This window comes from Streptomyces sp. NPDC093586, from assembly GCF_044764905.1.
Classification (GTDB): domain Bacteria; phylum Actinomycetota; class Actinomycetes; order Streptomycetales; family Streptomycetaceae; genus Streptomyces.
In genome coordinates this window covers 41,683-54,562 of sequence record NZ_JBIWJA010000047.1, presented here as the reverse complement: position 1 = coordinate 54,562, position 12,880 = coordinate 41,683, and the positions used below count along the sequence as shown (strand labels likewise).

Annotated in this window: 10 protein-coding genes and 2 pseudogenes; 1 reads left to right on the top strand and 11 read right to left on the bottom strand. The window is 70.2% G+C overall.

Annotation, left to right across the window (positions count from 1 at the left end):
* Positions 1-264: 264 nt before the first annotated feature.
* From ACIRFH_RS32325 to ACIRFH_RS32295, 7 genes and pseudogenes are all read right to left on the bottom strand, one after another.
* Complete coding sequence (locus tag ACIRFH_RS32325; protein ID WP_403528718.1) at positions 265-672, bottom strand: DUF6278 family protein; 408 nt, start codon at positions 670-672, stop codon at positions 265-267.
* A gap of 83 nt (positions 673-755) precedes the next feature.
* The gene (locus tag ACIRFH_RS32320; protein ID WP_403528715.1) at positions 756-1,535 is read right to left on the bottom strand and encodes an exodeoxyribonuclease III; all 780 of its coding nucleotides are present in this window, start codon (positions 1,533-1,535) and stop codon (positions 756-758) included.
* A 69-nt stretch (positions 1,536-1,604) separates the two neighbouring features.
* Positions 1,605-2,240, bottom strand: coding sequence for an MBL fold metallo-hydrolase (locus ACIRFH_RS32315; RefSeq protein WP_403528712.1), 636 nt, complete (start codon positions 2,238-2,240; stop codon positions 1,605-1,607).
* Positions 2,241-2,292: 52 nt separating this feature from the next.
* On the bottom strand, positions 2,293-3,750 hold the full coding sequence (pcaC, locus tag ACIRFH_RS32310) for a 4-carboxymuconolactone decarboxylase (protein ID WP_403528709.1): 1,458 nt from the start codon (positions 3,748-3,750) through the stop codon (positions 2,293-2,295).
* A 29-nt stretch (positions 3,751-3,779) separates the two neighbouring features.
* Positions 3,780-4,961, bottom strand: a complete 1,182-nt coding sequence (locus ACIRFH_RS32305; RefSeq protein ID WP_403528706.1) for a tyrosine-type recombinase/integrase — start codon at positions 4,959-4,961, stop codon at positions 3,780-3,782.
* A gap of 669 nt (positions 4,962-5,630) precedes the next feature.
* Positions 5,631-6,227 carry a formylglycine-generating enzyme family protein gene (locus ACIRFH_RS32300; protein WP_403528703.1) on the bottom strand — a complete coding sequence of 199 codons (597 nt, stop codon included), beginning with the start codon at positions 6,225-6,227 and terminating at the stop codon, positions 5,631-5,633.
* Between the two features lie 140 nt (positions 6,228-6,367).
* A pseudogene (locus ACIRFH_RS32295) lies at positions 6,368-6,652 on the bottom strand (IS5/IS1182 family transposase); the annotation flags it as partial.
* 386 nt (positions 6,653-7,038) lie between these two features.
* Between ACIRFH_RS32295 and ACIRFH_RS32290 the strand changes: the two are divergent.
* Positions 7,039-7,299 (top strand): hypothetical protein, encoded by a 261-nt coding sequence (locus tag ACIRFH_RS32290; protein WP_403528700.1) that lies wholly within the window; start codon positions 7,039-7,041, stop codon positions 7,297-7,299.
* Between the two features lie 575 nt (positions 7,300-7,874).
* Here the strand turns inward: ACIRFH_RS32290 and ACIRFH_RS32285 are convergent.
* From ACIRFH_RS32285 to ACIRFH_RS32270, 4 genes and pseudogenes are all read right to left on the bottom strand, one after another.
* Positions 7,875-8,517: pseudogene (locus tag ACIRFH_RS32285) on the bottom strand (SDR family NAD(P)-dependent oxidoreductase).
* A gap of 123 nt (positions 8,518-8,640) precedes the next feature.
* Positions 8,641-8,964, bottom strand: a complete 324-nt coding sequence (locus ACIRFH_RS32280; protein ID WP_087788960.1) for a putative quinol monooxygenase — start codon at positions 8,962-8,964, stop codon at positions 8,641-8,643.
* 55 nt (positions 8,965-9,019) lie between these two features.
* Positions 9,020-9,844 carry an alpha/beta fold hydrolase gene (locus tag ACIRFH_RS32275; RefSeq protein WP_403528697.1) on the bottom strand — a complete coding sequence of 275 codons (825 nt, stop codon included), beginning with the start codon at positions 9,842-9,844 and terminating at the stop codon, positions 9,020-9,022.
* A 160-nt stretch (positions 9,845-10,004) separates the two neighbouring features.
* A complete protein-coding gene (locus ACIRFH_RS32270) occupies positions 10,005-12,788 on the bottom strand; it encodes an ATP-binding protein (protein WP_403528694.1) in 2,784 nt (927 codons plus the stop codon).
* Between the last annotated feature and the right edge of the window lie 92 nt (positions 12,789-12,880).

The following is a 12,880-nucleotide window of genomic DNA, read 5'->3' as shown; positions in this document are numbered from 1 at the left end:
GGTCCGCGATCTCCGGCACACCGGTGGTCCGGTGCCCGCTAGCCTGCACGGTCGTCGTCGCCATGATGCGCCCTCCCTGTCGGTCGGCCCTGTCGGCCGGCCCTGTCTGTCCAGCCCGTCGGTCGGCGAGGGGGCGTATACCCCGGAAGAGGGTGCGCATGCCGTGATCTCGTCGGTGAGCCGTCGGACCCGGCAGGTCCGCACCCCAGCACGTCCTGGCCAGCACGTCCTGGTCTGCGGCCCGGCCACGGCCGGGCCGGAGGCTCACCGTTCCGAGACCTCGGCGTACAGCTGCGACAGTTCGGGAGCGCCGTCCGCCGCCCAGGCGCAGCCGGAGGCCACCACGTCGAACTCCCGGCCCGAGCCGAGCCGGACGACCGGCCGGCCGTCCGCCCGGACAACCCAGGCGGCACCGGGCACCGTGCGCACGATCACGGTCCCCAGGTACAGACCCGCGTCGTTGCCGAGCCAGGGGACGGTCTCCGCGTCGGCGCGCCAGCGCGGCAGCATCTGGTCGAGCCGCGCCAGCGAGGTCTCGGAGTCGTCGAGTTCGATCCCCTCCTGCGACGCCTGCGAGCGGAGCAGTTCACAGTCGGCGAGCAGCTCGGCGATGCCGGCCGGGTCGTGGACCCGGTCGGGTTCGCGCCGCTTGCCCAGGAAGGGGAAGTGCATCCTCCCAGACTGGCATTCGTACCGCCGCGCGCACCACAGGCACGCAGGGCCGGATTCCGTCGGGGCGGGGCGCGGGAGGCCGCCTACACGTCCAGGTCGACCACGACGGGCGCGTGGTCCGAGGCGCCCTTGCCCTTGCGCTCCTCGCGGTCGACGTAGGCGTCGGTGACGGCCTTGGCGAACGGCTCGTTGCCGTAGACCAGATCGATGCGCATGCCGCGGTTCTTGGGGAAGCCGAGCTGGCGGTAGTCCCAGTACGTGAAGGGGTGGTCGTACTTCAGCGGGCGCGGCACCACGTCGGACAGGCCGGCCTCCCGCAGGGAGGCGAGGGCGGCGCGCTCGGCGGGGGTGACGTGGGTGGAGCCCTCGAAGGCTGCGCGGTCGTAGACATCGTCGTCGGTCGGTGCCACGTTGTAGTCGCCCAGCACGGCGAACGGCCGGCCGCCGGCCGCGTCGCCCGCGACGGCCGCGCGCAGCGCCTCGAACCACTGGAGCTTGTAGGCGTAGTGGGCGTGCCCGACCTCACGGCCGTTCGGCACGTACACCGACCAGACGCGGACCGGGCCGCAGGTCGCCGAGACGGCGCGGGGCTCCCGCACGCCCTCGTAGCCCGGGTCGCCGGGCAGGCCCTTGACGACGTCCGCCAGGCCGACGCGGGAGAGCACCGCCACGCCGTTCCACCGCCCGGTGGCGTGCACGGCGGCCTCGTAGCCCTTCTCGCGCAGCTCGTCGAACGGGAACCTCTCCTCGGCGACCTTGGCCTCCTGGAGACACAGCACGTCGGTGCCGCTGCTCTCCAGCCAGGCGAGCAGCCTCGGCAGGCGGGCGGTGATCGAGTTCACGTTCCAGGTGGCGATGCGCATGTCCCCAACCTACCCGGCGGGACCGACGGCCCGGCCCCGCCCGGCAGGGGGCGCGGGGCGCCCGGCCGCTCACACCCGGACGGTCTCCCCCGGGGTCAGCCGCAGGTGCTCGGCGCCGCCCAACTGCCCGATCTGGCGGTCGTAGACGGGGCGGGCCAGGTCGGTGAGGAGCGCGTCGTGGATGTCGTAGGCACGCCGCGGCTTCACCTCGCGGACGTAGTCGATGACCTCGGAGATCTTGTTCCAGGGAGCCATGACGGGCAGCATCAGCGTCTCGACCGGGTGGTCGGGGACGGTGAGGGCGTCGCCGGGGTGGAAGACCGCGCCGTCGTCGACGAGGAACCCGATGTTGGTGATGCGCGGGATGTCCGGGTGGATCACCGCGTGCAGTTCGCCGTGGACCTGTACGTCGAAGCCGGCGGCGGTGAAGGTGTCGCCGTGGCCGACGGTGTGCACGCGGCCCGGGAACGCCGCCGAGATCTTCTCCGCGACGGACTTCAGCGTCCAGATCCCGGCGGCCGGATTGTCCTCCATCGCGGCGCGCAGCCGCAGCTCGTCGAAGTGGTCGGGGTGCTCGTGGGTGACGAGGATGGCGTCCGCACCGAGGGCGGCGTCCTCCTCGCTGAATCCGCCGGGGTCGAGGACGAGCGTCCGCCCGTCCTTCTCGAGGCGGACGCAGGAGTGCGACTTCTTGGTGAACCTCATGACTCCATCCTGCCGCCGCACCGCACCGTCGCGCGAACGGCCCCGGGTGCCCTCACTCCGGCGGCGTGGTCTCCTCCCGGACGACCTGCTGCGCCACCCGGAAGGCGCTGTTCGCCGCCGGTACGCCGCAGTAGACGGCGGCCTGGAGCAGCACTTCCTTGATCTCGTCCGGGGTGAGGCCGTTGCGCAGGGCGGCCCGGACGTGGGAGGCGAGCTCGTCCAGGTGGCCGCCCGCGACCAGGGCGGTGAGGGTGACGCAGCTACGGGTGCGGCGGTCCAGTCCGGGCCGGTCCCAGATCTCGCCCCAGGCGTAGCGGGTGAGGAGCTCCTGGAAGTCCCCCGAGAACTCGTCCGCCTGCGCCAGCTCCCGGTCGACGTGCGCGTCGCCGAGCACCTCGCGGCGAACCTTGAGGCCCGGGTCGTACGGGTCGGGCCGCCCCTGCGCGTGCGTCTGCGGCGGTACGGCGGCCGGGGCGATCTCGGCGACGGGCCCGGTCCTCGGCGGCGCGGGCACGGCCTGCGGCGCGACGGGGACGGCCGACGGGGTCACGGGGGCGGCCTGCGGGGGCACGGGGGCGGCGGCCGGTGCCGGTACGGGGGCCACCTGTGCCGGTACGGGGGCGGCGGCCAGGGCGGGCTGGACGGGGGCCGCAGAGCCGCCCGGCACGGCGGGCGCGGCGTGGGCGGCGGGCGGGACGGGGACATGGCCCGTGCCGGTGTCGTGCGCGGTCTGCCAGGCGGTGTCGAAGTGCCGGACCAGCAGGTCGGTGACGGCGGCGGGCTGCTCGACGGGGACCAGGTGGGAGGCGCCGGGGACGACGGCGAGGCGGGCGTCGGGGATGCCGGCGACCAGGGTGCGGGCCTCGGCGGGTCCGGTGACCTGGTCGTCGGAGCCGACGAGGACCAGGGTCGGCACGCCGACCTGGCCGAGTTCGCCCCGCACGTCGAACGCGGCGAGCGCCTCGCAGGCCGCGATGTAGCAGCCGGGGTCGGTGGTCCGCACCATCTGCACGGCCCACTCGGTGATCGCGGGCTGGGCGGCGGCGAACCCTCCGGTGAACCATCTCTCGGGCGCGCTGCGGGCGATGGGGTCCAGCCCGTTGGTCCGGACGATCACGCCGCGCTGCCGGAACTCGTCGGCCGTGCCGAAGCGCGGCGAGGCGGCGATCAGCGCGAGGGAGGCCAGCCGCTCGGGGTGGCGCAGGGCCAGCTCGATGCCGACGGCGCCGCCGAACGCACAGCCCGCGTAACCGAAGCGCTGCACGCCGAGTCCGTCGAGCGTGGCCAGCAGACGCGCGGTGAGGTCGGCGACGGAGCCCGCCGCGTAGGCCGGGGCGCCCCCGTGCCCGGGCAGGTCGAACCGGAGGACCCTCCACTGCTGCGCCAGCTCGGGAACCTGCCGGTCCCACATGTGCCATGTGGTACCGAGGGACGGCCCCAAGATCAGGACGGGGAGGTGTTCTGGCCCGTCAAAGCGGTATTGCAGCGTTTCGATCTTGGCTTCGGTCACGGGTTCACACCTTCATCTGTCACGATCTGTCACACGCCCCCTGCGAGACCTCCCCATGCCTCCGCTGCTGGAAGCAGGTCTGCCACGTCCGGCTTCACATACCACTTCTTGGTCGTCTTCACGTTGGTGTGCCCGGCCCACATGGCGAGCAGGTGATCCGGCACCCCATTGTTGGCGAGGTACGTGAGGCATGACGCCCGAGCATCGTACAGACGGACCCTGCGGAGGCCGTTCTCGTCCATGATCTTGTAGGCCCGCACCCGGAGCTGCCGACCGTTCAGCGCGGCCCCGAGTTCGTCCACGAGCACGTAGCCCGCGCCCTCGTAGCCTTCGCCCGCCACCAGGCGTTCCTTTGCCTGTTGCGCCCTGAACGCCTTCAGCGCCTCGCGTACGAGATTCGGGAGCGGCAGCACGCGTTCGCCCGCCATGCTCTTGGTGTCCTTCTCCACCACCGTGCGGTTGCCCATCATGGTTCGCGTGTTGGCGATGCTGAGCGTGGCCGCGTCCAGGTCGATGTCCGACCACCGCAGCCCGCAGACCTCCGCAGGGCGCAGGCCCATCAGGGAGAGCAGCAGGGGCGCGTACAGACGATCGCCCTTCATCGCAGCGACGAAGTCACCCACCTCTGAGGCGTTCCATGGCTGGACGACCACCTTCGTCTTCCGCTCCGCCTTCCGGGCTTTCAGCGGGATGTGCACTTCGCTGGCTACATTCACGGTCACCAGGCCGCGTGTGACAGCGCGGTTCAGGGCATCCTTCAACCTGGCCAGGCTCATGTCCACCGACGTAACTCCGAGTCCCATTCCGGCTTTCTCGCCACGTACACGGCCTCCTTGGAGTGCCCACCGCATCCACTCCACCACATGGTCCTCCGTAAGCTCTTGCAGCCGGAGGTTCCCGAGCTTTCCTCGCACACGATCCAGGGTCACCCGGTAGTTGTAGATCGTTGTCGACTCCAGGTCTTCGGCCTTCATCGTGAGCCACTGATCCAGCCATTCATTCACGGTGATCTTGCTGGGTGGGACGAATGTTCCCTCGTGCCGCTTGCTGGTGATGCGGGCATACTCCGCTTTCGCCTCCCTCAGTGTGCCGAAGGTACGTCGGAGTTGTTTCCGCTTCCCCGTCTCGGGGTCCACACCCACGTCCACCACGAAGCGGTAGCGAACCTGCCCCTTCGCGTTTGGCGGCAGTTTTTTGATCGGTTCGGGCACCTTAACCTCCTTAGTTAGCAGCCGGGTTTTTCGGAATTTTCGTTCTCAAGCCTTCGCGACATAGCCACAGAAAGCGATCAGGATCAACCGTCCCATGGTCTGAAGTATCGCCGGTTGGCCCAACCGACGATCGTCGTATATGTTGCCCCTCTCCGGCTTCCTGCCCGTCCCGGCTTGAGTCGGGCCGCCAAGCTCACCAGGGGAGAGGGCGAGAGCAAGCTCCGGAAGGACTACATCGCACATCGCCGGAGAACTTTTCCCGATCTCGTCACCGACAGGCCACTTCCCGCCACTTTTTTCCGGGGTGTTGTACGTTGACATAGGCAGGAAATTAGTTCCAGCTCTTGCGGAAGATTCCTCGTCTGCCGTGAGCGAATACCGAGGTCACCCTGCGGTACCTACACAGATACGCAACATCGGCGGCACTCTCGGTGCAGAGCTGGGCCTGAGCACGGGTGGCGGCATCATGTCTATCGGGCAGCCTGCCAACGGTGGTGCGCTGGGTGTGCTCAAGTTGGTGCGTATGGAGGGGCGCTGAGTCTGGGTTTCGCTTACGGCCGTGGCTGTCGCCGACGAAGAGACGGACGCAGCCGGTGGTAGTGAGCTGATGGGCGAATCCGTATCTCATGGCCGTCGGCGTCAGATCGATTGTCCCGCCGCGTGCGCGAATCATGCTGGCATGGCGCAGCGGAATCCGGTGTCGTTGTCCTTCATCGACGCAGCGGCGGTGTTCAGCAAGGAGGGCGCTGCCCGTTCGATGGGGGACGTGAATGCGGATCCCTTGAGGTGGTATCGCCCGCTGCCGGGGTCTTCTTCGGTGGAGCACCACTCCCAGACGTTGCCGCACATGTCGAAGGTGCCGTAAGGGCTGGCTCCGGACTGGTAGCGGAAGACGGGGGTCGTCGCGTCGATGCCGGCCTCTGCCGTGTTCGCCTTCGCAGCTGTCGGTTCGTTGCCCCAGGGGTAGATGCGCCCGCGTGGTCCGCGAGCCGCTTTCTCCCACTGTCGCGCGGTAGGCAGTGCCTTGCCTGCCCAGCGGGCGTACGCGGTCGCGTCGTGCCACGTCACCCACACCACTGGATGGGTTGCCAGGGCGACGGGGCAGTGACCGTCGGGCCAGTGCTGGGGCGGCCGGTGTTTGGTGGCCTGCACGAACCTCGCGTAGTCCTCGTTGGTCGTCGGGTAGACGTCGATGAGGAATGGCTCCAGCCACACCGCGCGGTTGTCGGGGCCGGACAGGTAGATGCCCTCTTCTACGCAGGCCATGACCTTCCCGTCGATCGGGTGCCGGCGGGTGCTTGGATCCTTTCGTAGCAGTTCCTCGGCGCGCTCATCGTGCTCAGCGGCGGCGCGTTCGGTCAGGAGCGTGGCGAACCGCTGCTGGACCTTGGTCTTACTGAGCCTTTTCAGCGTTGCTTCTCTAGGGTGAGGACGGCCTTGGTGATGACGGACATGCGGTTGGGGCTGATGCGGGATCTGCGGAAGATCTGCCAGGACTTCAGGCTGGCGACGCCTCGTTCGACGGGAGCGCGAGCGTGGGCGAGTGCGCGGTTCAGCGTCAGCTGGGGGCGTTCGCAGATCCGGATGATGCGGTGGGTGCGGGCGGCGGTCAGGTCGTGGGTCCGGCCCGGCAGGGCCGGTGAGATCCACAGCAGCCGACCTTCGGGATCGGTGACGACCTGCACGTTCAGGACCGCCCCGCCGACGGAATGAAGTACGACTCCCAGGACGCCCCGCCCGCACTCGTCACTCAGATCCGAAGGATCGCGAAGGTCTGCGAGGCGCACGGAACGACCTGCCCACAGCCGCGATCGCCCCCCCACACACACGCACCCGCATCATCAACACCACTCGGCATGCGAAACCCAGACCAGGTACTGCGCAACGTGGCACTTCACGGCCGGCACCTCCCCACCGGGCTCTGGGACGACCTTCGCACCCAGGGGGTCGACGTGCCCGCCAACGACGATTGCCAAAGTTCGCGACGTCGCTGACCGGAACCTGGCGAGTGATCCTGGCCCCAAGCCCGGACAGCCACATCCCCGAAGGCGGAAACCGGGGCCCTATCACTACCTACATGACCATTGAGCAAACGTTCTGGAGCCTGCACGCCACGCTCCGTACCAAGGAGAGCACTTCTCGATCCAGCAACGCCTCGATCGACGCTCCCGAAAATTCGGGCACCGCCGAGATCGGATTCCTCTACGGCAACACGCCGCGGGTGGAACATCAGCACCGCAGCCCCCCGACACGAGGGCGCCTGCCGCATAGCGATCACCGGCCTGACCCCGCAGGCCGCCACCGGTCGCTACTACACCAGCCGGTTTACCGCCGGTGACATGGACTTCACCTTGCTCGACCGCTCCACCGATTACGACACCTTCGCTGAAGCGCAGGCCATCGACCCGGCGTAACCACCAGCTGACACACGGCCATTGGCGCATGGGGAGGGCCTGGTCAAGTTCTCCCAGCGTGGCGCGCACCGTCGCTTCAGCGGCGATGCCGCCAAGGCTGCCCAGGACTGGCCGAGGCGTCGCGGATCCGAAGATCCGTGTCCGGCTGCGCGGTCTCTGACGAAGCTACACCGGAGCGCTCCGATGCACTTCGTCGTCTCACGGCTCGGCTCAAAGCCCCGTCAGGACGGACGCCGACGGGGCCTCGCCGTATCACTGACGCCCCTATAACGCGGGGCGCGGGAGACCGGTCTGACCAGGTTGAAGACCTCGCGGGCGACATACCGCTTGGGACATCGGATGTCCTCACGCCGGGTCTTGCCCTCCTGGGGGCGGCGTTCGTAGTACGCCTGGGTGCGTGGGTCATGGCGCAGCCGGGTGAGGACGATGCGGTGTAGGGCGGCGTTCGCGCCGGGTGGGTGTGGTTGCCAGGACTGTCGCGGGGTCGGGCCTGCCGCCGTCACCAGGGGAGTGCGCCGGCGCGGTCGGTCACCGTGCCGGTGGGCGTGTCGGGCCCCAGGGTGGCGATACGCACCGCCGCCTCCGCGCCCTCCTCGACGCTCTGCCCGATGTGGCCGGTGAACTCGGTCGCGGTCCGGCCGGGGTCCACCGCTTTGAAGCGGACGTCGGGGATCGTCCTGGCGTACTGCATGGTCAGCATGGTGACCGCGCTCTTCGACGAGCCGTAGGCGGCGAGCGGATACTGCGACTCGACCCGCTCCGGGTCGTGGGTCAGCGTGAACGACCCCAGACCGCTGGTGACGTTGACGACGGACGGGGCAGTTGCCTTACGCAGCAGGGGCAGGAACGCGTGCGTGACGCGCACCAGGCCGAAGACGTTGGTTTCGTAGACGTGGCGGATCTGGTCGGCCGTCATGTCCTCGGGCGTGGTCACTTCGCCGAGGATCCCGGCGTTGTTGACGAGAATGTCCAGGTGGCCCGCCCGAGCGCGCAGCGTCTCGACCGCCGAGCCGGTCGGCGGCCTTGCGTCCGTTCCCGGCGTCCCGGGCGCCGATCCAGACCGTCTGGCCCGCCTGTACGAGTCGGCGCGCGATCTCGTGGCCGAGGCCCCTGTTGCCGCCGGTGATCGATGTGGTGGTCACGTCGTGTCTCTCCTGTGCGTGTCGTCGGAGCGGGTGCTCCCGGAAAGCGGTCACCGGGAGCACCCGCGGGATCGGTTCGCGGTGGTGCGGCCCGCCGGCGTCGATGCCGGCGGGCGTCCGGCGCTAGTGGGCGGGACGGAACGGACGCAGCAGGCGGATGCCGTCCTCGATGGATCCGTCGATCAGTTCGAGCATCTGCGGGACGAGTTCCCGCATCCGGGGCGCGGCGAGGTGCGCGTCGAGGTGGGCGCGTGTCTCCCAGCGTTCGTAGATGACGAACTCGCCGGGTCGGCCCTCGACTTCGTGGGACTCGTAGTCGATGTTGCCGGGGTCGTTGCGCGAGGGGGTGACGGCGGCGGTGATGAACGCCTTGAGGTCGTCCTCCCTGCCCGCCTTCGCCTTCGCGTCCCAGACGACGGTCACGTAGCCGGTGGGTGTTGCGGTCATGGTCATTTCTTTTCTGTTCCGTGCTGGCGGGCTGTGTGTCGGTACCGGGCCGGTGTCAGCTCTCGATGAAGTCGAGGAGGTCGGCGTTGACGGTGTCGGCGTTCACGGTGCACATGCCGTGGGACAGTCCCGGGTAGACCTTCAGGCGCGCGTTCTTGACCAACGTGATCGCCATCTCGGCGGAGTTGGCGATCGGGACAATCTGGTCGTCGTCGCCGTGCATGATGAGCGTGGGCACGTCGATCGCCCGGAGGTCGTCGGTGAAGTCGGTTTCCGAGAACGCCTTGATCCCCTCGTAGTGCGCCTGCGCGCTGCCGGTCATTCCCTGACGCCACCAGTTCTGGATGACGCCCTGGGAGCTGTCCGCGCCCGGGCGGTTGAACCCGTAGAACGGCCCGGAGGCGAGGTCGAGGTAGAACTGGGAGCGGTTGGTGGCCACGGCCTCGCGGAAGCCGTCGAAGACCTCGACCGGCAGCCCTCCCGGGTTCGATTCGGTCTGGACCATGAGCGGCGGGACCGCTCCGATGAGGACGGCCTTGGCGACCCGCCCGGCACCGTGTCTGGCGACGTACCGGGCGACCTCTCCGCCACCGGTGGAGTGGCCGACGTGGACGACGTCGCGCAGGCCGAGGTGCGCCACCACGGCGGCGGCGTCCGCCGCGTAGTGGTCCATGTCGTGCCCGTGGCCGACCTGGGCGGAGCGCCCGTGCCCGCGGCGGTCGTGGGCGACGACACGGTAGCCGTGCTGGACGAGGAACAGCATCTGGGCGTCCCAGTCGTCCGAGCTCAGCGGCCAGCCGTGGTGGAACATGACCGGCCGGCCCGAGCCCCAGTCCTTGTAGAAGATTTCGGTTCCGTCGCTGGCGGTGACGAACGGCATGGTCTGCTCCTCGTGGTCTCGCCCGGGTACCGGGCGGTTTCGATGTCTCCACGAGAATGGCTCGGCGGCCGTGCCGACAGCCTCCGTCAGCTGACTGACATCCGGCCGACGGCTCGCTTACGTCAGTACCGGGGCAGTGCTGGGACCCGACCGGTAGCTCTCACAGCCGGGTGGTCGAAGGCTCGGGAGGCAGCGCCTCCAGTGCATCGCGGAGCCCGGCCCGCGACGTGATCCCCAGCTTCGGGAACACATGGTAGAGATGCGACGACACGGTCCGCGGCGAGAGGAACAGACGTGACGCGATCTGCGGGTTCGACAGCCCCGTCGCCGCCAGCCGGGCGACCTCCAGCTCCTGCGGGGTGAGGGCCGTGCCGGCCTTGCCCCGGCCGGTCCGCGTCATCCCGGTGGCGCGGAGCTCCGCCGCGGCCCGGGCCTCCCACGAACGGGCCCCGAGTTCCTCGAAGCGGTCGCGGGCGGCGGCCAGCTGCACCCGGGCGTCACGGTTGAGTCCTTGCCGGCGAAGCGCTTCGCCGTACGCCAGACGAGCATGGCCGACCTCGAAGGGCCACTGCTCGACGCCCGGCAGCCCGAGTGCCTCCTCGAAGCACCGGACCATGTCCTCGGCAGCCGATGTCATCGCCGTGACCGTGGCCGAGCTCAGCGCGAACCGCGACGAGAGGTGGCCGACACCGGCGTCGCGCAGCGCGTCCGCGTGCCGTCGCGCCTCCGCGTGCCGCCCGGTGCGCACGGCGGCCTCGACGAGGTCCGGCGCGGACCACACGGCCTCGGGGTTGAACGGCGGCAGCACACCCGGGGCGCAGATCGCCGTGGCGTGCCGGAAGGCCGTCTCGAAGTCGGCCGCGCCGAGGGCCGCCCGGGCCGCCGCTTGGTGGGCGCAGTTCTCCAGCCGCCGCAGTCTTCTGGGCCCCGACCACCCCCAGACGGCCTCGCAGTGGCGGCGGCACGCGTCGAGGTCGCCGCGCTGGGCCGCGGCCATCGCGGCGATGTAGTGCCCCACCTGGGCGAACAAGTGGTATCCCGTCTCCTCGGACAGGGCGATGAGCTCGTCCGCGGCGTCGGCCGACGGCTGCCACCGGCCGGTGTACAGGTCGTCCAGGGCGACGAACATCAGGGCCGGCATGCTCGACCCCACCGCGCCGCCGTCGCGTATGACCCGGGACACGGCCTCGCGACAGCCCGGAAGCCGGTCGAGGTACGAGGCGGTCAGGGCGGTGCGGATGACCACGTCGGCGTCACTCTGGTCCCTCAGCCGCGCGATCTCCTCGTCCAGGCGGCGCAGCACGCCGTCGGTGACGGAGCCGAGGTCGTGGTGGACGCGCCCCAGCGACGCCGCAGCGGCGGGCGCCGCCTCGGGGAACCGGGCGAGCACGTCAACCAGAGGCTGCCAATGCTCGGGCCGGCCCGAGTACTGGCTGGCGAGGGTGAGGGTGAACAGCGCGGTCTCCAGCTCCTCACGCGGCGGTTTGGGCATCACCGGGGCCTGCTCGACCGCCTCCATCAGGAGCGCATGGGCTGTATCGGCGTCGCCTTCCGTGACGAGCACCAGGAAGCCGGCCGTCGCGGCCGCCGAGAGCGACCGGGCCGCCGGATCGCCCTCGACCTCACGCATGATCTCGTGGCTGACCTCCAGATGGCCTGCGACCCAGGCGGCGGCATAGGCGGCCTGCGACAGGCGGCGCCTGCGGTCCGCGCGGTCGGGGCTCAGCTCGGCCGCGCGCCGCAATCTCGCTATCGCGCCGTCAGCGTCACCGCGCCGCAGGCTGCTCCGGGCCGCCGACTCCACGACGGCGGCGACCACCTCGTCGGGCGCCGTCGTGGCTCTCGCGAGGTGATCACCGCGCCGCTCGGGCTGGTCGGCCAGCGCGTCGGCCAGCCGGCGGTGGGCGCCGCGCCGCTGTTCACCGGTGGAACCGTCGACCACCGCGGACCTGACCAGCGGATGCCTGAAGCGCACCGCGCGGCCGTTCTCCGTGACCATGACCAGGTGGTCACGCTCCGCGGGAGCGAGTTCCTCGAGGCTGCCCGGCCCGCCGGCCGCCTCGAGGACGCCGATGTCGCCGGAGCCCTCGAGAGCCGCGAGCAGCAGTACCTCGCGCGTTCCCCGCGGCAGTCGTCCGACGCGGGCGCCGTACAGAGCGCGGACATCCCGCCCCGGGCCGCTCGCCCGCCCCGCCCCTTGGCCGTGTCGGTCGCCGGACACCCCGGTGGACCCGGCGAACTCGAGCAGCGCCAGGGGATTTCCCTGCGCCTCGTGGGCCACGGTCGAAAGAACCCGGCGGGGAAGGTGAGCGAAGCGTCGGGACAGCAGCCGCAGGGCGTCCGCGTCACCCAGCGGTGCGACCTCGAGCTCCGGCAGACCGGGGGACCGGAAGGATTCGCCGGACTCCGCCCGCTGCGCTCCGAGCAGCCCGATGCAGCGGCCCCCCAGTCTTCTGGCGACGAAACCCACCGCGGCCCGGCTCGCCTGGTCGACGACATGAAGGTCATCGACCACGAGGAGCAACGGCCGCTCCTTCGCGGCCTCGTCGAACAGGGACAGTGCCGCGTTCAGGACGGCGATCCGGCTCGGCGCGGGACCGGCGCCGAGACCGAGGGCGACCTCGAGGGCCTCCCGCATGGAACGCGGCAGACGACCGAGCTCGTCCGGCAGCGAGCCGACGAGCTGATGGAGCCCCGCGTAGCTGATGTCCGTCTCGTACTCGACACCGCTCCCGCGGACGACCCGCACTCCCTTCGCCACCGCCAGCTCGGCGGTCGCGTCCAGGAGTGCCGTCTTCCCCACGCCCGGATCACCGGTGAGCAGCAGGGCAGCTCCGTCCGTCCCGGCCATGTCCAGGAACGCCGCAAGCTCGACGAGCTCGCCCTCCCGGCCGACCAGCCCGGTCGGGCCGACGCCCGTGCCTGTCCCTGACTTCGCCCACATCCGCCGCGTCCCTCGTCCTGCCTCGCGAAGCAGTCGAAACACTAGCCACGCACTTGACCAGGAAGTATTGCACCCACCGGCAAACGGAGCCT

Excerpts from the sequence above, each read along its gene's own strand:
- ACIRFH_RS32325 (WP_403528718.1), bottom strand. The coding sequence starts at position 672 with ATGCACTTCCCCTTCCTGGGCAAGCGGCGCGAACCCGACCGGGTCCAC.
- ACIRFH_RS32320 (WP_403528715.1), bottom strand. The coding sequence starts at position 1,535 with ATGCGCATCGCCACCTGGAACGTGAACTCGATCACCGCCCGCCTGCCG.
- ACIRFH_RS32315 (WP_403528712.1), bottom strand. The coding sequence starts at position 2,240 with ATGAGGTTCACCAAGAAGTCGCACTCCTGCGTCCGCCTCGAGAAGGAC.
- ACIRFH_RS32300 (WP_403528703.1), bottom strand. The coding sequence starts at position 6,227 with ATGGCCTGCGTAGAAGAGGGCATCTACCTGTCCGGCCCCGACAACCGC.
- ACIRFH_RS32290 (WP_403528700.1), top strand. The coding sequence starts at position 7,039 with ATGACCATTGAGCAAACGTTCTGGAGCCTGCACGCCACGCTCCGTACC.
- ACIRFH_RS32280 (WP_087788960.1), bottom strand. The coding sequence starts at position 8,964 with ATGACCGCAACACCCACCGGCTACGTGACCGTCGTCTGGGACGCGAAG.
- ACIRFH_RS32275 (WP_403528697.1), bottom strand. The coding sequence starts at position 9,844 with ATGCCGTTCGTCACCGCCAGCGACGGAACCGAAATCTTCTACAAGGAC.
- ACIRFH_RS32270 (WP_403528694.1), bottom strand. The coding sequence starts at position 12,788 with ATGTGGGCGAAGTCAGGGACAGGCACGGGCGTCGGCCCGACCGGGCTG.